This is a genomic window from Abiotrophia defectiva ATCC 49176 (assembly GCF_000160075.2).
GTDB classification, from domain to species: domain Bacteria; phylum Bacillota; class Bacilli; order Lactobacillales; family Aerococcaceae; genus Abiotrophia; species Abiotrophia defectiva.
Genome location: NZ_KI535341.1, coordinates 74,274 through 93,933, shown reverse-complemented (window position 1 = coordinate 93,933; position 19,660 = coordinate 74,274). Strand labels below are relative to the sequence as shown.

The 19,660-nt window shown below is 48.9% G+C and carries 21 protein-coding genes and 1 other annotated feature (1 of these 22 running past the window's edge); of the genes, 18 read left to right on the top strand and 3 right to left on the bottom strand.

Features of this window, described 5'->3' with window-relative positions:
- Positions 1-305 precede the first annotated feature (305 nt).
- The 8 genes from GCWU000182_RS07910 (at position 306) to GCWU000182_RS07875 (ending at position 9,470) form a co-directional block, all read left to right on the top strand.
- Positions 306-3,146 carry a G5 domain-containing protein gene (locus tag GCWU000182_RS07910; RefSeq protein WP_035364797.1) on the top strand — a complete coding sequence of 947 codons (2,841 nt, stop codon included), beginning with the start codon at positions 306-308 and terminating at the stop codon, positions 3,144-3,146.
- Between the two features lie 186 nt (positions 3,147-3,332).
- Positions 3,333-4,013, top strand: coding sequence for a hypothetical protein (locus GCWU000182_RS07905; RefSeq protein ID WP_023392286.1), 681 nt, complete (start codon positions 3,333-3,335; stop codon positions 4,011-4,013).
- Positions 4,014-4,118: 105 nt separating this feature from the next.
- On the top strand, positions 4,119-4,859 hold the full coding sequence (locus tag GCWU000182_RS07900) for a TraX family protein (RefSeq protein ID WP_023392285.1): 741 nt from the start codon (positions 4,119-4,121) through the stop codon (positions 4,857-4,859).
- A 101-nt stretch (positions 4,860-4,960) separates the two neighbouring features.
- Complete coding sequence (locus GCWU000182_RS07895) at positions 4,961-5,704, top strand: hypothetical protein (RefSeq protein WP_023392284.1); 744 nt, start codon at positions 4,961-4,963, stop codon at positions 5,702-5,704.
- A gap of 184 nt (positions 5,705-5,888) precedes the next feature.
- Positions 5,889-6,620, top strand: a complete 732-nt coding sequence (locus GCWU000182_RS07890) for a cyclase family protein (RefSeq protein ID WP_023392283.1) — start codon at positions 5,889-5,891, stop codon at positions 6,618-6,620.
- 131 nt (positions 6,621-6,751) lie between these two features.
- Positions 6,752-7,222, top strand: a complete 471-nt coding sequence (locus GCWU000182_RS07885) for a putative immunity protein (RefSeq protein ID WP_023392282.1) — start codon at positions 6,752-6,754, stop codon at positions 7,220-7,222.
- Between the two features lie 221 nt (positions 7,223-7,443).
- Complete coding sequence (locus tag GCWU000182_RS07880) at positions 7,444-8,247, top strand: aldo/keto reductase family protein (protein WP_035364795.1); 804 nt, start codon at positions 7,444-7,446, stop codon at positions 8,245-8,247.
- Positions 8,248-8,414: 167 nt separating this feature from the next.
- The gene (locus GCWU000182_RS07875) at positions 8,415-9,470 is read left to right on the top strand and encodes a threonine aldolase family protein (RefSeq protein ID WP_023392280.1); all 1,056 of its coding nucleotides are present in this window, start codon (positions 8,415-8,417) and stop codon (positions 9,468-9,470) included.
- Between the two features lie 163 nt (positions 9,471-9,633).
- Here GCWU000182_RS07875 and GCWU000182_RS07870 read toward each other — a convergent pair whose 3' ends face one another.
- Complete coding sequence (locus GCWU000182_RS07870) at positions 9,634-9,966, bottom strand: thioredoxin family protein (protein ID WP_023392279.1); 333 nt, start codon at positions 9,964-9,966, stop codon at positions 9,634-9,636.
- 92 nt (positions 9,967-10,058) lie between these two features.
- On the opposite strand from GCWU000182_RS07870, the gene GCWU000182_RS07865 reads away from it, so the two are divergent.
- The 7 genes from GCWU000182_RS07865 (at position 10,059) to GCWU000182_RS07835 (ending at position 14,652) form a co-directional block, all read left to right on the top strand.
- Positions 10,059-10,400 (top strand): MazG nucleotide pyrophosphohydrolase domain-containing protein, encoded by a 342-nt coding sequence (locus GCWU000182_RS07865; protein ID WP_023392278.1) that lies wholly within the window; start codon positions 10,059-10,061, stop codon positions 10,398-10,400.
- Positions 10,397-10,684 carry a DUF1294 domain-containing protein gene (locus GCWU000182_RS07860; RefSeq protein WP_023392277.1) on the top strand — a complete coding sequence of 96 codons (288 nt, stop codon included), beginning with the start codon at positions 10,397-10,399 and terminating at the stop codon, positions 10,682-10,684. Before GCWU000182_RS07865 ends, GCWU000182_RS07860 begins: the two co-directional genes overlap by 4 nt.
- 186 nt (positions 10,685-10,870) lie before the next feature.
- A complete protein-coding gene (locus tag GCWU000182_RS07855; protein ID WP_023392276.1) occupies positions 10,871-11,944 on the top strand; it encodes an iron-containing alcohol dehydrogenase family protein in 1,074 nt (357 codons plus the stop codon).
- 166 nt (positions 11,945-12,110) lie between these two features.
- Positions 12,111-12,779, top strand: coding sequence for a YutD family protein (locus GCWU000182_RS09710; protein ID WP_023392275.1), 669 nt, complete (start codon positions 12,111-12,113; stop codon positions 12,777-12,779).
- Positions 12,780-12,788: 9 nt separating this feature from the next.
- Positions 12,789-13,559, top strand: a complete 771-nt coding sequence (locus GCWU000182_RS07845) for a TIGR01457 family HAD-type hydrolase (protein ID WP_023392274.1) — start codon at positions 12,789-12,791, stop codon at positions 13,557-13,559.
- 2 nt (positions 13,560-13,561) lie between these two features.
- Positions 13,562-14,182 (top strand): TIGR01906 family membrane protein, encoded by a 621-nt coding sequence (locus tag GCWU000182_RS07840; RefSeq protein WP_023392273.1) that lies wholly within the window; start codon positions 13,562-13,564, stop codon positions 14,180-14,182.
- A 59-nt stretch (positions 14,183-14,241) separates the two neighbouring features.
- Entirely contained in the window at positions 14,242-14,652 is a 411-nt protein-coding gene (locus GCWU000182_RS07835; RefSeq protein WP_035364791.1) for an Ohr family peroxiredoxin, read from the top strand.
- 33 nt (positions 14,653-14,685) lie between these two features.
- On the opposite strand, the gene GCWU000182_RS07830 is transcribed toward GCWU000182_RS07835, so the two are convergent.
- Together GCWU000182_RS07830 and GCWU000182_RS07825 are read right to left on the bottom strand one after the other, a co-directional pair.
- Positions 14,686-15,690 carry an NAD(P)/FAD-dependent oxidoreductase gene (locus GCWU000182_RS07830; protein WP_023392271.1) on the bottom strand — a complete coding sequence of 335 codons (1,005 nt, stop codon included), beginning with the start codon at positions 15,688-15,690 and terminating at the stop codon, positions 14,686-14,688.
- 76 nt (positions 15,691-15,766) lie between these two features.
- Positions 15,767-16,255, bottom strand: a complete 489-nt coding sequence (locus GCWU000182_RS07825; RefSeq protein ID WP_023392270.1) for a divergent PAP2 family protein — start codon at positions 16,253-16,255, stop codon at positions 15,767-15,769.
- Between the two features lie 189 nt (positions 16,256-16,444).
- Between GCWU000182_RS07825 and GCWU000182_RS07820 the strand changes: the two genes are divergently transcribed.
- Genes GCWU000182_RS07820 through GCWU000182_RS07810 form a run of 3 tightly spaced genes read left to right on the top strand, consistent with a single transcriptional unit; the run spans position 16,445 to position 18,831 of the window.
- Positions 16,445-17,029: a peptidylprolyl isomerase gene (locus GCWU000182_RS07820; RefSeq protein WP_023392269.1), complete on the top strand. Its 585-nt coding sequence runs from the start codon at positions 16,445-16,447 to the stop codon at positions 17,027-17,029.
- Positions 17,030-17,048: 19 nt separating this feature from the next.
- On the top strand, positions 17,049-17,450 hold the full coding sequence (locus GCWU000182_RS07815; RefSeq protein ID WP_023392268.1) for a CvfD/Ygs/GSP13 family RNA-binding post-transcriptional regulator: 402 nt from the start codon (positions 17,049-17,051) through the stop codon (positions 17,448-17,450).
- A 37-nt stretch (positions 17,451-17,487) separates the two neighbouring features.
- Positions 17,488-18,831: a glucose-6-phosphate isomerase gene (locus GCWU000182_RS07810; protein ID WP_023392267.1), complete on the top strand. Its 1,344-nt coding sequence runs from the start codon at positions 17,488-17,490 to the stop codon at positions 18,829-18,831.
- A gap of 623 nt (positions 18,832-19,454) precedes the next feature.
- Positions 19,455-19,660: a sequence feature (16S ribosomal RNA rRNA prediction is too short), on the top strand (it continues 327 nt past the right edge of the window).

The window sequence follows — 19,660 nt, the reverse complement described above, 5'->3', positions numbered from 1 at the left end:
CCCTTAAATCGACTAGTCTTAGGACTTAGTTCTGTCATTGACAGGACTAGGTCCTTTTCTTATTGTGACGCGATTTCTGAGGGGTGGGGACATAAAATGTTCTAAAAAAATTCACATCTTATATTGTGGCTGCCTCAGTTCATGTGGTAAACTAGAAGTTGGGTCTTTAGATAGAATGTTATTTGCAGACTAAATTAGGATGCGATTTTATGTGCATGTGACATTTTATGTTAAGGATCCGATCAAAAACGGAAACAGGAGGGAACAATCGATACATGTTTATAACAAACAAGAAGGATCGATCGATGGCTAAGCGACTTGGCACCATACATCGACTTGTGATTGTAGCACTCTTGCTGGGTAGTGTGCTACCATCCCCGGCAGTGTTTGCGAATGAAGACCCAGCGGTTCTTCAGGCAGGTCATGAAGTTGCCAGTGTAGAGCACCGTCAAGAAGCACCTGTAGCTGATGAGGCAGCTACGCGTCTTGAATCCGGTAATCCGCTAGCAAGTCAGGTGCCTGCGATATCTGCACCAGCAGAATCATCACAAGCAGCGCCTTCAAGTGCAGCGCAGACTTCTCCTGCTGTGGGTAACCTAGCGGAAGAAGCAGCCGGCGACTATGGCGGGGGTAACCTTGCTGAAGACGACCAGCCAGCTGAGTCATCTGAACATACAGGACCTAATCTTAGGGCTCCCGACCCCAAAGTCGAGCATGAAATCACGGAGTCGGCCAGCATCGAATATATTGCTGACTCAGAGATGGATGCAGGCTTAGAGGATGTCGTTGAAAAGCCAGTTGATGGTGGCGTCACAACCACGACTACTTACAAGGTAGTAAAAGCACCGGCCGTTGATTTAGGGCCAGGCGTGGAAGACGCTTTGCGGTCAGACAAATATATGTACACTGATGAGAAACTTTATTCTGTGGACAGCTCTCAGGCGCTGCCAAGTGATAAGATTGTCATCAACAAACTCTTTGTACCAGTGCCAAGCACACAGCATCTTGATCAAGGCACCGGCGTGAGAGAGTTAGTACAGTCTGATGCAACCTTGCTTAAGCCAACAGATGGTGTCTACCAGGGTTATACACTAACGACTGAAATGTTAGACCCTAATAACCCTAATATTCGTAGCATCCGATACCAGGCGCGAGCAATGGGGACCAGCAATTGGGAAGATATTGACTTTAGCCGTGATGAAGACCTCTATAAGGTCATGTTAGAGAAAACCTTCGCTTACTTAATCGAAGTATCCAGTGGGCGTCATGTCGAACGCTTGATTCCTTTGGATAAGCAGAATTTGATTACGCAGAAGGATGCAGTTCGACGCTACCATGCTAAGAACACTATGACCGATGCGCTCTATGCGGACGTTAAGGCCAACTATCAGCGCTTAGAATTAGCGGCTGAGCATCTTAAGGCCTTAGGTAAGTTGGACGAGCGCCAACAAGGCATGATTGACTGGGCTAAGATTGCTTATACAGGTATGACTCAACGTTATAACTACCTCAACGGTAGTGACAACCTCAACGTACATTATGAGGGAGACATTCCTCAGAGTGTTCGGGATGAGTTTGAGGCAACCATTAAGAAAATTCCGTTTGAATATCGGAAGAACTTAGTCTACTTACGCGTGTCAGATAAGAAATTGCCAAGTGCGGCTAAGACCGATGATGCCATTGGTTTGGCTTACTATGCGACCGGCAATATTGATCTCTTGTACTACACGTCAAGTTATGGCTACCCAGTGGATCAACCAGCCACAGCCATGATTGCCACACTCTTGCATGAAATCGCCCATATCATCGACGCTAACGCCGGGATTTTCGGGGCGGTGGAATATGCTTATCCTGCGACTTACCGCGATTCTCGTAGTAATGTCCTAGGTTTTAGAAATACCCAGGAATTTGAAGGAGTCTTCAATTCAGCCTTCAAAGACAAGCCAGACTACAGCGAATACTACACCAAGAACATTGAGGAAGCCTTCGCTGAGTTCATGGGTCGCTATGCGGCTAAGAAGATATTTAATTGGGAATATCCTCGCTATAAGACCGTCAATGGCTCCCTAGTCTGGGATGCACAGGGCTTCACCCCAATGGATCAAGCGGAACCTTATTTCGCTAAACTCTATGAGGAATTGTTTGAGCAACCTGTGATTTCAAAAGTGGTGGTAGATACTGTCACCAAGGTAGCGACCCAAGTCCAAAATGGCTTAATTAAAGTTGGGACGCGTCCTGATAAGGAATATGTAGATGTTCCTTACGAAACAGAGGAGCAGAAAGATGACACCTTAGAAGCGGGCAAACGTGAAGTCTTGCAAGCCGGTGTCAACGGTCAAATCCTTAAGCTGACGACTTACGCCCTAGCCAACAAGGCGACTGGCGAATTAGTCAGCAATACAACTGAATCTGTGGTCAAAGCCATGGTCAAAGAAATCATCCGCGTAGGTACCAAAGTGGGTGGCAATGAGACCCCAACTGACCCAGAATCAAGTTCTTCTCAAGAATCTTCAAGTGAATCGAGTGAAGCTTCAAGTATGAGTGAATCGACAAGTTCGGAGTCCGAGTCCTCATCACAAGAAGTTTCCAGCTCTTCACAAGAAGCTTCATCGAGTGAAGCTAGCCAAGCGTCCAGCATGAGCGAATCGACAAGTTCGGAGTCTGAATCCTCATCAGTGGCATCTTCTAGCCAAGCTCAATCCGAGTCTCAATCAAGTGAAGCTAGTCAAGCGTCCAGCATGAGCGAATCGACAAGTTCGGAGTCCGAATCCTCATCAGTGGCATCTTCTAGCCAGTCACAAGCCAGCGAATCTGAGTCAGCATCTAGCATGAGTGAATCGACAAGTTCGGAGTCCGAGTCCTCATCATTCTTCTCAGAATCCAAAGGCGACCAATTCAATAGCGGGCAAGCTGACATTCAGTCTGAATTACCAGAACTGATCATCTCAGAAGACCCTGCTAGCAGCCAACTACCAGTAGAAGAATCCGCACTTGCTTTGGAAGCTAAGCCAGCCAATGGCCCAGCGGATAACGCGCAACTACCAAACACTGGGGCAACGAGTGATGCTACCTTGTTTGCGGTAGGTCTCGTCGCGATGCTTGGTGGGATGAGCTTAATCTTGATCAAGAAAAAAGAAAATGCCTAATCTATTCGCGCTCTCCTCTAACGGTTAGCTAGGAGCACCGCAATAGACAGACATATGGCACCCCCTGACGAGGGGGTGTTTTTTTATTGAAATCGGCCGTTTCCTCAGGCCTCAGGTCTTGTTTTTGATGGCCAATCTGGCTAGAATAGAGAGGAAGAAAAGCCCAGGAAGCGGAGGTAGTAAGGAATGTGGCTCCCCTATAGAAAACTAGTCTTTTATGGTGCCTATCTGCGTCAAAGCCAGAAGGAAGCAGACCGCCGCTTGCTAGCTGAATATGACCTCGCAAGTGGCCAGCTGCTATGGAAAGAGGAAAGTCCCGCTGACCTAAACCGGCGTGTGGCCTGGACCCTGTGGTCTCTAGGCTTGGTCATCTTGCCTTTGCTAGTCGGGCGTATCCTTCGCTGGCTAGGTTATGATGCGGGGCGTCAGCCGCACTTCCCGGATCGCTATCTAGGGAGTCTAGGGGCAGTGGCCTTGCCTCTGCTCTTAGGGCTCTTATTAGCGCTAGTATATGAAGGCGTGTCAAGTCATCTCAGAAGCCAAGTCAAGTCAGTGCCAGCGCCAGACCAGGCCACTCAGCGTGCCATCTTGAGCGATTTCCGTGACCAGACTTTACGTTTTAATGGGGCCTTACCGGGGCGCCAGCGGCCTTATCTGGTCAATGGCCTTTTGTTGTTAGGCTATCTCTTTGGCCTGGTGCCCCTAGTTTGGAGGCTCTACTGGCAACCCGTCTTGCTCTCATCTTTTGTGGCTCGTCTGGGGATTTTGGCTTTTCTCCTATCCTTGCTGCCAAACTTCATTTTGACCCTCTTGCTTAAGTCCTGGGTCATCCAGCGTCTCTTGCGGGATTTAGACCAGCGAGGCTAAACTTTCAATAATGTAAGATAACCCGGCTAACTGTAAGCTCAGCTTATGGTTGGCCGGGCTTTTTGGGTCTAAACTTAAGCTAAGAAAACTTAAAGGAGCATTCCCATGAAGAAATTAAATGCCAATCAAATCAAATACCTGCTAGCGGCCCTGATGGTATTGGACCATCTGCCCCATGTGCCTGGACTGGTGCCGCCAGTCTGGGAGGCTATCTTCCATGCGGTGACACGCTGTGTGGCCGCGGGCTTTGCCTATCTGGCGGTAGAGGGCTTCCTCCATACCCGCAATCTGCGTCGCTATCAAGTCCGCCTCTGGGGTGCTGCCGCTACCATGGCAGCCGGCAACTGGTTGCTTAACAGCCTCTTAGCCGAGCGCGGTGTCCATATCAGCAATAATATCTTCCTGACCCTAGCCCTAGGAGTGAGCGTGCTGGCATTGGCCTTCCCCCGTCAAAGCCTGACGACACAAGCCAAACGCCTCCGTTGGGCAGGTGCCGGCTTGCTCTTCTTAGTCGGACTTTTGCTGACAGAAGGAGGCATGGTGGTACTGCCCTTTATCTTGATTACTTACTGCTGCCGTCAGCGCCAGGGGTTACGGAACTTGCTCTATCTGGGGCTAGCCCTAATCCTATTTACCCTCTCTTACTCCACCTACGATAGTTGGCAGGAGACCCTCACCATGCTGCTCTACAACTCTGACTGGCTCTTCATTAGCGTCTTGCCGATTTTAGCCCTCTACAATGGCCAAAGAGGCAAGCAATCAGCCTTCCACCGCTACTTCTTCTATGTCTTTTATCCGCTACATCTCTGGCTTCTGGCCTTGGTGGCAGCAGGTCTGGCTAAATAGGCCTTTCCTTGCCTGACGAGCTTAAATAGGTTACACTAGGGCTAGGTACTCCAGTAACCAAGGTGACTCCCCTTATCATCGGTCGCCCAAGGAGGTAAAGCATGAAAAAATTACATCTAGTCTTAGCCAGTCTAGCAACTGCCACTAGCTTCTTATTGGCCCCTCAAGTAGCCTGGGCTAACGAATCGGACGATAGCCAAGAGTCCAGTTCCGCTCTTTCAGAGTCTAGCAAGGAGTTAGAAAACAAGGAGCAGGAAGAGGCCTTCTTCAAGACCCTCTTGAAGGTGGAGCCAAGTGCTATTGACAAGGGCCAAGATAAGATTTTCGAATCATCCAAGAACTGGATGTATGAGGCCGTGGATGGCAAGGAGCCCCCTAAGCCAACCGAACGTCCTTACAAGATACCTGAGGACTGGAAATTGCATCCATCCTTAACCAAGGACGACCGTCGGGATGTAGGTTATCGTATCATGACGCCTGGTATGAAGGGCTATGTCAATCTCTATACCTTAGAGGCCTATGCGACTTCGCCCCTCAAAGGTGGCAAGTTGATTACCGAGAAGGAGCTGCAGGAACGGATTGAATCGGACCGGGAAGATGCCCTCTTCCAAGATAAGCTTGAGATAGACGGCAAACAATTCCAAGCTCGCTATGAAGTGGAGCCTAACCAAGGCATGGCCTGCCTAGTCCTCTACCGCTTAGAGGATACGGGTAAAGAAGATGATTCCGTCTTAGTCGGCGCCCTCTATTTCCCCTTGGAACGGGACCAAGACCTAGAAACGGCCATCAGCCAGCAAGTAGCTAATCTCAAGGGGATTTTAAGCCAATTGAGTAAGGATAAATAAGCTAAGATGACAAGAGACTAGTTCTTCGGAGCTAGCCTCTTGTTTTAATTTCTATAGCTATTTGCTATATCAGGTTCTAGCAAAATAGTCTAAGGGAATAAGGCCTTCTATCTTGTTTTGCCTCAGTTAACTTTGTTATACTGCCTTTACAGTAATCATTAGCTCTTAGTTAGGAGGAGACAAGATGTCAGATTTACTTTCACTCTATGAAACACTCAAGTCCAAAAAATGGGTTGACCTTAGCCATGTCATTAATGAGTCCAGCCCACATTTTCCAGCTCTACCAGCCTTAGAGAAGGAAGACCTCTTCACCCTTAAGGATGGTTTCCACGTTCAGAAAATCTCGGTGGTGGGCCAATACGGGACCCACATTGACGCCCCAATCCACTTCGTGGCAGGCGGCCGCTGGCTGGACCAGATTGAACTCAAGGATCTGCTCTTACCTCTCTATGTCATTGATAAGTCGGCTCAAGTGGCGGAGAACCCTAACTATATCCTGACCAAGCAAGATATCCTAGATTTTGAAGCAGAGCATGGTCAAATTCGTCCTGAAAGTTTCGTAGCCTTCCGTACTGACTGGTCTAAGCGTTGGCCAAGCCAAGAGGCTATGCGTAACCTAGATGATGCTGGAGTTCAGCAGAGTCCAGGTTGGAGTCGCGAGGCCTTGGAATTTCTGATTAAGGAACGCCAAGTCAAGGCAGTGGGTCATGAGACCTTTGACACCGATGCCGGTATTCCAGCAGCGGAGCACGGCCTAGTGAACGAATACTATCTCTTGGAGCAAGATATCTACCAAGTAGAAGTCTTGAACAACTTGGACCAAGTGCCAGCCACTGGCGCCTTGATTAGTGTCAGCTTCCCACATTGGGAGCAAGCCACTGGTTCGCCTGTACGCGCTATTGCCATTTTACCTTAAGCCAATAAAAGAGGTCGGATTTCTGAAGTCCGGTCTCTTTTTTATGGGAACGTGTGGCAACTGGCTTTGTTTGACTCAGCTAGGGCTTGGTGTATACTAGGGCTAAGAAGTCTATAAGGAGGCGCAAGGCTATGACCAGACGGAAAATTAAGTTGCTAGACAGCGATGATTTGAGAAACCAGTTAGATTCCTACTACCAAGTCGCTAGTCAAGAGACTTGTGCCCGCTTCGGCCGGGATTTGGTAGAGCATCTGATTGAATTGACTGGCTCTAAGGTAGGGCAGGAGCCTGATATTGAGGCAGGCTGGGCGGTCAGCCAAGCTTGTTTGGCCGGCCAGACCCGTATGCACGATGTCAGACAGGCGGGCTTCAAGATACACGCGTTGGCCAAGCAAGCCGAGAATCCTCTAGAACAAGCCCTTTTGCGGGTCATTGGCCATGCGGTGGCGACCGCCCATATGAAGGAACACGCCATGGTTGCCAGTGATTATGCGATTAAACTTATTAATCTAGCCTATCCAGATGACCTAGCAACCGTTCAAAAGGAACGCCAGTGGCAGTTGGATTGGTGGCAAGACAAAACAAACTATGATAGAACCTAGCTTCTATCATAGTTTTTTGTTTATTAGGGGCATCAATATCTCCCAACTAAAGCCCCTTCTAGAAAGACTCTCATATAACAGATACGGTCGGAAGAGGTTGACAGGCCTGAAAAGGGCCGGTAAAATATAATTGGAGAAAAACGCTTACACTCAACATTTCTTGATTGCCATCACTTAAGGAATAGGGAACCGTTCGAATGAGGATGAAAGAAGGGCTAATGATGCGTTACTGTCAACTTTATACAGGTCAACAAATGCCTGTCTTAGGTATGGGATTCTACCAGGTACCAGTTTTGGAGACGGCTAAGGTTGCGAGCCAAGCCATTGAGATCGGCTATCGACTCTTTGATACAGCCTATTACTATGGAAATGAACAGGGAGTCGGGCAAGCCGTCAGGCAATCGGGACTTCCGCGCCAAGATTTTTTTATAACGAGCAAGGTCAATAGTTCCGGCTATTTGGCTACTAAGCAGGCCATTAAGCAAGCGCTCGATAAGATGCAACTAGATTATCTGGACCTCATGCTCATTCATTGGATAGTGCCTGATTATATGGGGACCTATCGGGCCATGGAAGAGGCCGTTTCAAAGGGCTATGTGCGCGCCATTGGTATTTCCAATTTTGGACGTAAGGAAATTGAGACCGTCTTATCTGCTTGCCGCGTTCGCCCGGCTGTCTTGCAGAATGAGTGCCATCTCTTCCACCAACAAGGTATTATGCGGGCTTACACCCAGCAGGTAGGCATTCAGTTTGAAGGTTGGGCGCCCTTTGCTGAAGGTCGCCGGGAAATCTTCCAACATCCGGCTGTTGCCGCTATGGCGCGCCGTTATGGTAAAAGCGTAGCCCAAGTCCTCCTAGCCTTTTTGATGCAAGAAGGTGTGATTGTCATTCCGAGGACTGTTAACCCTAGCCAAATGAAGGAGAATTTTGACAGCCTAGACTTGACCTTGAGCCCAGATGACTTAGCTATTTTACGGAGCTTTGATGAGGGCCGTAATCTCATCTGGCAGGAAAATATCTTATAGTCCCAAGCCCCTACTTCAGAAAGTAGGGCTTTTTGTATCTTAAGCTTAAGCACCTATATTGAGTCATTAGCTTTCTCTCTACCGCACTGCGGTTTGCGCGCTAGAGAGAAGAGGGTATATAATAAATCCAGCAGGACTATATTGATTAAATTAGGGGATTGATTATTATGACTGAAGACTATTTGTATTTTGGATCTGATTATTTAGAGGGAGCACATGAGCGGGTTTTGGAGCGATTGATAGAAGTCAACCGCCAACCGGCTGCGGGTTATGGCAGTGATAGCCACAGTGAGCGGGCCTATGACTTGATTCGTCAAGCCTGCGACTGCCCCCATGCCACGGTTCATTTCTTTGTAGGGGGAACCCAGACTAATGCGACTGTGATTCGGGCCCTCTTGCGACCCTACCAAGGGGTCTTGGCGCCGAATACGGGCCATATTAATGTCCATGAAGCGGGCGCGATTGAACTAGGGGGTCACAAGGTTTTGCCCCTGCCTAGCCATGAAGGTAAGTTGACCGCCCAAGCGGTTGAGGATTGGGTGACGACTTTCTATGCGGATGCTAACCATGTTCATTCAGTCTATCCTGGCATGGTCTATGTGTCGCAACCAACCGAGCTAGGCACCCTCTACAGTCTGGCGGAATTGGAGGCCTTGTCAGCTGTCTGCCGCTGGCACCAGCTTCCCCTCTTTATTGATGGGGCGCGACTGGCCTATGCCTTGGCCAGCCCAAGTAACGATGTCAGTCTAGCGGATTTGGCGCGTTTGACAGATGTCTTCTATATTGGCGGGACCAAGTGTGGAACCCTGCTAGGGGAGGCCGTGGTGATTTCCAACCCAAGTCTACTGCCACACTTCTTTACTGTTATGAAGCAGGGGGGCGCGGTCCTAGCCAAAGGACGCGTCCTAGGAGTCCAATTCGAGGTGATGTTCGAGGATGGCTTCTATCAGGTCATCGGCCGCGAGGCGGTGGCAGCCACCCAGGCTATTCAGGATTGCCTAGTGGCCAATGGCTACGAGCTAGTCGATCGTTCGGTGACCAACCAGGTCTTTGTCCGTCTACCTAAGGTCTTGGTGCCAATCTGGTCGGACAAGGTCCAATATGCGACCTGGGAACTGGCTGAAGATTATGTTGTGGTCCGTCTGACAACGGCTTGGTCTACGCGACCAGAGCAGGTGACGGACCTCTGTGATTTCATTGCCCAGCATCCGGCTCAAAGCTAAGTTTATTTTGACCGCCTTGATAGGATGCGGTCAAAATAAATGAAAGTGTCTGTCAATACTAGATGAGCTGTAAGGGTGGGGCTAGAAGTGGTCCATAAGCTAGCCAGCAAATTTCTCACTGCATAAAAAAGAGGCCATGTCATGGCCTTTTTCTTTTCTTATTTTATGGTCTATTTTGGCGTAATTCCCAGTAGTGGTCCAGCTTGTCTAGTAAGAGGTCCAGGCTAAAATAGCCAGCTTCTTGTAGGTAGCGGCGTCCGTCAATGTAGACTTGTAGGGTAGGCGCGGAGAGGATTTGTTCCTGGGCGGCTACTTGGGGCCACTGGCTTATGTCGATGTAGCGTAGGGTAGCCTGGGGATGACTTTGAGCCCATTCATCCAGTCTCATGGCTAAGCTAGCGCAGGGCGCACATTGAGGTCTAGCGAATTGGAGAATGAGGAGCTGAGACTGGGCCTTGAGTTGGGCCAAGTCTTCATGGGCTTGGAGTGCTTGCATGTGGGTCCTCCTTAACAGATTCTTATTTTTATGGTAGCATGGTGACTGAGACTGGGCAAGTGAGGTGCTTGCACCCATAGGAGGAGACGGGAATGACAGATTTGAATTTAGCGGCCTTAGAGGCCTATCTAGCGGAACATTATGGTGACTGGGGTCAGGAACAGGGCCTCTTCATTAAGCTAGTAGAGGAAATGGGTGAAATAGCCGAGTTACTCAATATTCGTGCCGGTCGCAAGCAAGGTAAGGGTCAGGATACCGACCAGGAACTGGTGACTGAGCTGGCGGACCTGATACACTATGCTGTGGCCATTGCGGCCATCAATGGCTTGGATTTAAGCAAGGCCATCATCGAAAAGGATATTCAGGCAGCCATCAAGTACCAGCATGAGCGTAATTTAGCTGACTTCCTGGCAGAATGGAAGCAGCGACCATGATGACCTATATTTGGCTCTATCTTGTTCTGATTAATTTGCTGACGGCGGCTGTCTATATCTGGGACAAGCATCAGGCTGTGACCCACCGCTGTCGAGTGCCGGAAGCTCGCCTACTAGGCCTAGCTGCCATAGGCGGCGCCCTGGGTGCTCTCCTGGCCATGCAGGTTTGGCGTCACAAGACTCATAAGTGGCCTTTTGCCCTGGGGGTCCCACTGATGTTGATTCTTCAGGCCCTACTTCTCATTTTCCTCATCTTTGAATGGCTCCCTAAGTTGGGCCATTAAGCTAGCATAAACTGGCGTCAGGCTGATAGCTTGGCGCTTTTTTCATGAAATTTCCGATTGTTTTCAGAAAGTGATACAGATTTTTGTCGCTAGGGCCTTGTATTAGAAAAATAAGTGTGTTAGAGTATTTTCTAATAAAACTTTAATCATTCACTTAGTTATATCTAAGTGATAAGGAGGACGCTTATGGAATTTGTACAAGTCGTACGTAGTACACCCGGACAATATATCAGTGAAAAAGGAGCTTTGGCTTCTTTAGCAGGCATTTTAAAGAACTTCGAGCGTCCCTACATTATTACCGGGGAGAAATCTTACGCTGCCTTTCTGAAGCATTTACCTCAACCTCTAGAAGGTGTGCCAGTCTTACGTTATGACCACACAGCCAGCTATGAAGATATGGACCGCTTGGCAGACTTAGCGGCCGATGCAGATGTCATCGTGGCTGTCGGTGGGGGCAAGCTTTGTGACACCGCCAAGGGAACGGCTGACCGCCTCCACTGTGAAGTGGTGACCGTGCCGACAATCGTGGGGACCTGTGCGCCGACCACACCTGTTGCGGCTGTCTATCATCCTAATGGGGTCTTCAATGATGTGGCCTACTTCAAACGTACCCCTTATGCCTGCGTGGTGGACTTGGATCTCTTAGTAGAGTCGCCTAAACGCTACTTCGAAGGGGGTATCTGTGATACGGTAGCCAAGTGGTATGAGGCCGAAAGTATCACCCGTCATTTGACTGGGGCGCTAGAAGCCAATGTGGAATTAGGTTTGGCTGCTGCCAAGGTAACCAAGGATATTCTGCTCCGCGATACCCACGCTGCCTTAGCCACTCATGCCTTGGGCGTAGTGAACGACACCTTCAAGCGCGTGGTCGACACGGTCTTCAACGTGGCTGCTGCCGTAGGTTGTTTTGCCTGTGAATATGGCCGTATGTCGGGGGCTCACGCTGTCCACAACGCTCTATCACAATTTGCCGAAACCCACACCATTGAACATGGGGTCAAGGTGGCTTATGGGTTGCTGGTAATGTTGGCGGCCATGGGTGAAGAGGGTGAGACCCAAAAACTCATCGACTACTGCAAGGACAATGGCTTCATCTACTCCTGGCAACAGCTAGAGGTCCAAGAGGACATGGCGACTGCCGTAGCCAAATTAGCTGACTTCGCCGCATCCGACAAAGAAACCTTCAAACTGGCGGTGCCAGGTGTCACCCCTGAACAGGTCCAAGCGGCTGTTTATCAGGTAGAAGCCCAAGCCAAATAATCCCAACTTCTGCTTCCTTAAGATAGGTCCGCTCATTCAGTCCGCCATAAGCTGAATGAGCGGGCTTTTTTGTCGGGTGACTTAGCCCAGAGAATTCCATAGCTTGCAGGGCCAGAATTTGCTATAATAGGAAGGAACGAGACATAGAAGTAAAGGAGCTAAAGGCATGACCCAACGCGATAATAATATATCCTATCAAATCGACTCCATCCTGACCGACGTTAGTCAGGACCAGGTCCAAGAAGACAAGCAAATCCGCCAGATTAACGAAGACCACCTGCTGATTAAGGAGGAACCTTATCAATTAGTCCTCAACTACCGTGAGGGCTTCGACTTGTTAGCCTTCGAGAATCGCTACCAAGAATACTTCGAGAAGTTCGACTTCATTGTCGGGGACTGGGGCTTTGAACAGTTACGTCTACGAGGCTTCTATCAAATCGGCCAGGCCAAGGTACCTAAGGATCAAACCATTGATTTCCTAGAAGACTACCTCAATGAATACTGTAACTTTGGCTGCCGTTACTTCGTCCTAGCCAAGGAGCGGGAAGTGGCTAAATACGCCAAACTTAAAGACAAGGCCAAGACCAAGCCGGCTCCAATCGAGAAGAAGGTTGGCGAAACCAAGCAATTAGCTAAAATTCAAGTTAAGGAAGATCCAAACCGCTTCAAGGGCAACAAGGTGGATGCGCCGGCCAAGGGTGGCAAGAAGCCTTTCAAGAAACGCAACCGCCGTCCAGCGTCTGGCAATCAAGCCGCTCCTAAGCAGGCGCCAGTTGCTGCCAAGCAACGTAAGAATAACTTTGTCATCAAGCAAAAGAACAAAACCAACCCTTAGGAGGTCCCTATGAAAGACTACGCAGGTTATTTGATTGATTTAGACGGAACCGTCTACTTCGGTAAGAATCGTATTCCGACAGCCGAAGCCTTCATTAAGAAGTTAGTAGCGCAAGACATTCCCTTCCTCTTCATTACCAATAATGCGACGCGCTCGGCAGCTCAAGTAGCCCAGGCCCTCAGCACCCAGTATGAATTGCCTGTGACCGAGAAGCATGTCTATACCTCCGCCATGGCCATTATTGACTATCTGCATGCCCACCATGAGGGGCAAACGGTCTATGTAGTGGGCGAAGCACCTCTTAAGGAACAGGTGGCGGCAGCCGGCTTCACGCTAGTGGAAGATGAGTCGGCCCAAGTAGTGGTCCAAGCCTTGGACCGTCACACCACCTATGAAGCCCTGTCTATTGCGGTTCTAGCTATTCGGAATGGGGCGGCCTTCTTGGTGACCAATACCGACAGCAATATCCCAACTGAACGGGGCATGATGCCAAGTTCAGGGGCCTTGACTTCCTTTATTCAATATGCCAGTCAGGTAGAACCGGTGGTCATGGGTAAACCTTTCAGTCCCATTCTGGAGGGGGGGCTCCACACCCTGGGCTTGACCAAGGATCAAGTCCTCATGATTGGCGATAATTACGAGACCGACATCAAGGTGGGGATTAATGCCGGTATGGATACCTTGTTAGTCCTGACAGGCTTTACTCAAGAAGAAGACCTCAAGTCCGTGCCAGTACAACCAACCTACGTACGGCCAGACCTTTCGACCTGGGAGCTCTAGTCATGGAACAAATACGGACCTGGGTCCGGGCGGGAGTCACTATCTTAAGTGGCCTAGCAAATGCTGTCTTGGGGACCATTCTCTTAGCGCCCCTACTCTATGGGGTCTATCTGCAAGTGGATTGGATTCCCCAGATTGCGGGTCTGTCAAAGTCAGCCGTCTATGATGACTTTATGCGTATTTGGACCTATCTCTGGCAAGTCTGGCAACCTAGCCTAGAACTAGCACATTTTGCCAGTTCAGCCGGAGGGCGCCAGCACTTTGCTGAGGTTCGGACGCTCATAATCGGCCTGGTCTTGTTAGCTCTCCTGCTCAATGTCCTTATCTGGCGCTGGGCCCGTCAAGGGCAATTCAACTCCTGGTCCTATTGGCAGGCACTTAAGCAAGGCCAGTGGGGCCTTGCCCTGCTAGCTCTGGGGATGTTGCTCTTCTTTGACCAAGCCTTTGTAGCCTTCCACCGGCTTTTCTTCGCCAATGAGCTCTGGCTCTTCGATCCACGTCTGGACCCCGTCATCTGGATTCTGCCCCAGTCTTATTTCTTGGGACTGACGGCACTTATTCTTGCCCTCTATGGCTTGTGGTCCTGGCTTTTTGTCAAATTCTTCGCACCGCGAGCATTCTGAATACGCTTAGCGTGAGCTTATGCTATAATGAGGATAACCTAATCGAGGAGGAAGTAAGTATGAGCAAAAAAATTTCATTATCAACCGTCGTGAACACAGGTGGCCGTGATGGCGAAGTTAAATCCGTAACAGGGGACTTAAATCTTAAGACTAGCATGGCTAAAAAAGAAGGCTACACCAATCCAGAAGAACTCTTCGCAGCTGGTTTGTCTGCCTGCTTCAATGGGGCTTTGTCCTTCCCATTACAACGTGATGGCTTAGGCGACCGTCAACGCCAAGTGCGCGCTGAAGTAGTGCTCTTAGGCGACCTACCAGATACTAGCAGCTTGCACCTAGCAGCTAAATTGTTTGTATCTATTGAAGGCTTGAGCCCAGAAGAAACCTTACGCTATGTTCAAGAGACAGAAAACATTTGCCCTTACACTAAAGCAGTAAAAGGCAACATCGAAGTGGAATTAGTAGCTGAATAAGCATAAAAAAGACGAGGCTCAGGCCTCGTCTTTTTATTTGTCCTCGAAAAGGGAGGAACTGTGGACATGTAGATTGTTGCGCTCTGGATAGAGGCTGGCCATGGCGTGGCTAACCGCCGTAGTGGCTTCGCCAAAACCAGTCGCAATCAGCTTGGTCTTGCCCTCGTATTGGGCGATATCCCCGATGGCGTAGACACCTGGCAAATTAGTTTGGTGGCAGCTGCCAGTCTCGATGGTCTGACGTTTGATAGTCAGGGGCCACTTGGCAATCTGGCCTAAGGAAGAGACGAAGCCGTAGCTAACAATGAAGTCATCGACGGCTAAGTCGACCGTTTCTTCTTGACGTGGCACTTGCAAGGTTAAGTGGTCGAGCTGGCCGTCTTGGCCATGGAGGCCAACTGGAATGTAAGGGGTCCAAATCTTGACGCTAGAAGCTTCCAGCAGGCTGACGCTGTGTTCATGGGCCCGGAACTGGGATCTGCGGTGGATTAGGTGGACTTGCTTGGCATAAGGTTCGATAGCCAGCGCCCAGTCTAGGGCGGAATCGCCCCCGCCGCAGATAGCTACCACTCGATCTTGGAAGGCTTCAGGTTGACGGACAAAATAATGAAGTGATTTCCCTTCAAAGTCTGGCGCCTCAGCCAAGTCCAATTTACGAGGACGGAAGGCTCCGTTACCTACGGCGATAATGACCGCGCGGCTAAAGTGACTCGCTTGCGGGGTCTGGATTTCATAGTAGGGCTTGCCGTCCTCATCTTCATGTTGGATCAGTTGACGGGCTTCCTGACCGGTGCAGATGGTGGTGTCGAAGTGGTCCAGTTGCTGAATCAGGGACTGGGTGAGGTCGCCCCCTTTGATTTGGTAGTGGGCCGGGATATCGTAGATGGCCTTCTCAGGGTAGAGATGGGCTGGCTGGCCACCCAGCAGGTCTAGGCTTTCGATGATTTTGGTCTTGGCCTGGCGCATGCCAGCGTAAAAGGCAGCATAGAGGCCAACCGGCCCGCCACCGATAATGGTGATGTCGTAAATTTGAGACATAGTAGGGACTCCTTATGCAATCATAGTTTTTAAGGCAAAAGAAAAGGGCAAGTCCAGGGGCCTTGCACCAGATTTCTTAGAGACTGAGATAGATGGCCCGGCTGACGAAGGCGACTAGAACGCCGACTAAGACGCCGACCACCACTTCGGTGGGGCGATGGCCCAGGTATTTTTCGATGATCATATCTTCATAGTGATCGATGTCGTGGCTTTCTTGCAGACGGCGGAAGTCAGCTTGAATCTCCGGGTCTTGCAGGCGACGCTTAGCTAAGAGGTTAAGCAGAAGACCCTGCTCACCACTCTGGCGACGCACGCCCATGGAGTCAAACATGACGATGACCCCGAAAATAGTGGCAATGGCCACTAGGGGGGATTCAAAGCCGTATTCCAGCACTAGGCTGGTAATCAGGCTGCTGACTGCGGCCGAATGCGAACTTGGCATACCGCCAGTGGTCATGACAATATTTACTTTGACCTTATGACGGTTAGTCAAGAGGGCAATAGGGTATTTAATAGCTTGAGTGAAGAGAATCGCGACAAGAGATGTCAGCAATATGGTATTCATAAGTGGGGGGATCCCTCCTTCTCCTTATACAGGTATCTATTAGATAATATCAAAAAATGCGACTTGAAACTAGTAGGAAGCCGTAAATTCTCAAGAAAAATCGTGAGAAGGTCGCTTTTGATTTGAATCTGACGGGATTTAGTGTATCATATAGATGATATTCAACCATTAACAATAGGAGGATGATTCATGACATATCCACAACTTGATCTGGCTCAAGCCAGCTTACATGCTTTAATTAAAACCAACCACGGCGACATTAAGGTAGCCCTCTTCCCAGAGCTAGCACCTAAGACCGTGGCTAACTTCGTTGGTCTTGCTAAGCAAGGCTACTATGATGGCGTGATTTTCCACCGGGTCATTGAAGACTTCATGATTCAAGGGGGCGACCCAAGTGGTACCGGTATGGGTGGCGAGAGCATCTATGGCGAGAGCTTCGAAGATGAGTTCTCACGTGAGCTCTACAACTTGAAGGGTGCCCTTTCTATGGCTAACGCAGGACCTAATACTAACGGTAGCCAATTCTTCATCGTAACAGCTAGCAATGTGCCAAGCACCATGTTGGGCCAAATGCAGGAACTCGGTTTCCCTGAAGAAATCGTGGCAGCCTATGCAACAGAGGGCGGGACACCTTGGTTGGACCAACGCCACACGGTCTTCGGTCATGTGGTAGAAGGCATGGATGTCGTCATTGCAATCAATAAAGTTGTTACCGGTCTCCAAGATAAACCGGTAGAACCTGTTGTGATTGAGACGATTGATGTGTTAGAATAAGCAAGGATGGTGACATCCTATGACTGAATTTAAAATAGGCGATATCGTTGAAGGCCAAATCACAGGCATCCAAAATTATGGCGTCTTCGTAGGTCTCTCGCCAACCGAACAAGGTCTGGTTCACATTTCTGAGTGCAAGCATGGCTACATGAATGAGCTCAGCAACCAGATTAAGGTAGGCGACAAGGTCAAGGTCATGGTCATTGACATTGATGAATATACCAAGAAGATTAGCCTGTCCATGCGGGTCTTGATGAAGCTCAACACCCCGCCGTATCCAGCCCGGACCAAGAAGCGCGCCAAGCGCCACTTGCCTGACATTGGCTTTTCCAGTGTGGCTAAGAAGTTACCGGAATGGATTGACAGCGCCCTTCAATCCATTGAAGAAGATCGCTTTGAAGTCAAGCAACAAATCAAATAAACTAGTCCAATACTAGCTAGACAAGAGGTAGGAAAAAATGGCACATATTAAATTTGATTACTCTACTGCCAAAAAATTCTTTGGCGAACACGAACTAACTCAACTCCAAGACTACGTGACCGTAGCTGACCGTCAATTGCGTGAGGGTACAGGTGCAGGTAGTGACTACACCGGTTGGGTAACTTGGCCTGAAGCATACGATAAGGAAGAATTTGCCCAAGTTCAAGCAGCTGCTGAGAAAATCCGTCAAGATTCTGATGTCTTAGTGGTTATCGGGATCGGGGGTTCATACCTAGGCGCTCGTGCAGCCATCGAGTTCTTGAACGATAGCTTCTATAATATGAAGGCTGGCCGTAAGGGGATGCCACAAGTAGTCTTTGCTGGTAATAGCATTTCTTCTACTTATTTACATGACTTATTAGACTTGATTGGCGACCGTGACTTCTCAATCAACGTTATTTCTAAATCAGGGACTACTACCGAACCAGCCGTTGGTTTCCGTGTCCTCAAGGAAAAATTGATTGCTAAGTATGGTAAGGAAGAAGCCATCAAACGTATCTACGCTACCACTGACGCTAAGCGTGGAGCCCTTAAAGCAGAAGCCGACCAAGAAGGTTACCAAACTTTCGTTATCCCAGATGCAATCGGCGGACGCTTCACTGTCTTAACCCCAGTAGGTCTCTTACCTATCGCGGTTGCAGGTGGCGACATTCAAGCCATGATGCAAGGGGCAGTAGCTGCTATGGCCGAATACAGCCAAGCAGATTTAGCAAGCAACCAAGCTTACCAATATGCCGCAATCCGTAACATCCTCTACCGTAAAGGTAAAGTAACCGAACTCTTGGTTAACTACGAACCAGGCATGGCCTTCTTCAACGAATGGTGGAAACAACTCTTCGGCGAATCAGAAGGGAAAGACTTCAAGGGCATCTACCCATCAAGTGCTAACTTCTCTACTGACTTACACTCCTTGGGTCAATACATCCAAGAAGGCCGTCGCAACATCTTCGAGACGGTTGTCAAGGTTGAGACGCCTCGCCATGACGTGGTCATTCCAGAACAAGAAGTTGATACCGATGGCTTAGGTTACTTACAAGGTCAAACCGTTGACTTCGTTAACACCAAAGCCTTCCAAGGGACCCTCTTGGCTCACATCGATGGCCAAGTGCCTAACTTGGTGGTAAGCATCCCAGCTATGGACGCTTACAGCTTAGGTTACTTAGTCTACTTCTTCGAGATCGCGGTTGCTATTTCTGGTTACCTCAACGGGGTTAACCCATTCGACCAACCAGGGGTAGAAGCCTACAAGAAGAACATGTTTGCTCTCTTAGGTAAGCCAGGTTTTGAAGACTTAGCTGCGGAATTGAACAGCCGCTTATAAGACTTTCTACTATATAATAGACAGAAACAAGCAGGGATCCAGATGGACTTCCCTGCTTGTCTTGTTTATACCACTATATCTTGTGGCCAAAGAGGGCCCCAAAGAGTCTTAAACACAAGTTCTCAAATAGACCAAAAAAGATGAAAAAAAGTGGTTGACAGTCTTAAGTGGACCATGGTATATTACTAGAGTCCTTACGACAGCGACAGCTAAAAAAGCTGCTGGACAATCCCCAAAAAGGGCTTGACCTTAAGCGGTTGTAATGATATTATAGAGTAGGTCTGAGAGTTAGCGAACATTCACTAAAAAGTTTGAAAAAAGAGCTAAAAAGTGTTTGACAAGTATAGCCCAGACTGATATGATATATGAGTTGCTACCAGCAACAAGCACTGACCAAAAACTTCGAAAAAACTTCTGAAAAGTTGTTGACAGGAAGTAAGGCTTGTGCTAATATATAGAAGTTGTCACATGAGGGCAACAAGCACATTGAAAACTAAACAAAGACACACCAAGAATGTGAGGGTCATCGAGGAAAACTTGATGAACAACCAACAATTCGGCAGCAGACAAGCTGGGTAAAAAACAAGCTAGTAAAGAAATGAGTCAACAAGACTTATGAATTTTTTCATGAGAGTTTGATCCTGGCTCAGGACGAACGCTGGCGGCGTGCCTAATACATGCAAGTCGAACGAACCGCGACTAGGTGCTTGCACTTGGTCAAGGTGAGTGGCGAACGGGTGAGTAACACGTGGGTAACCTACCTCATAGTGGGGGATAACAGTCGGAAACGACTGCTAATACCGCATAGGACATGGAATCACATGATTCA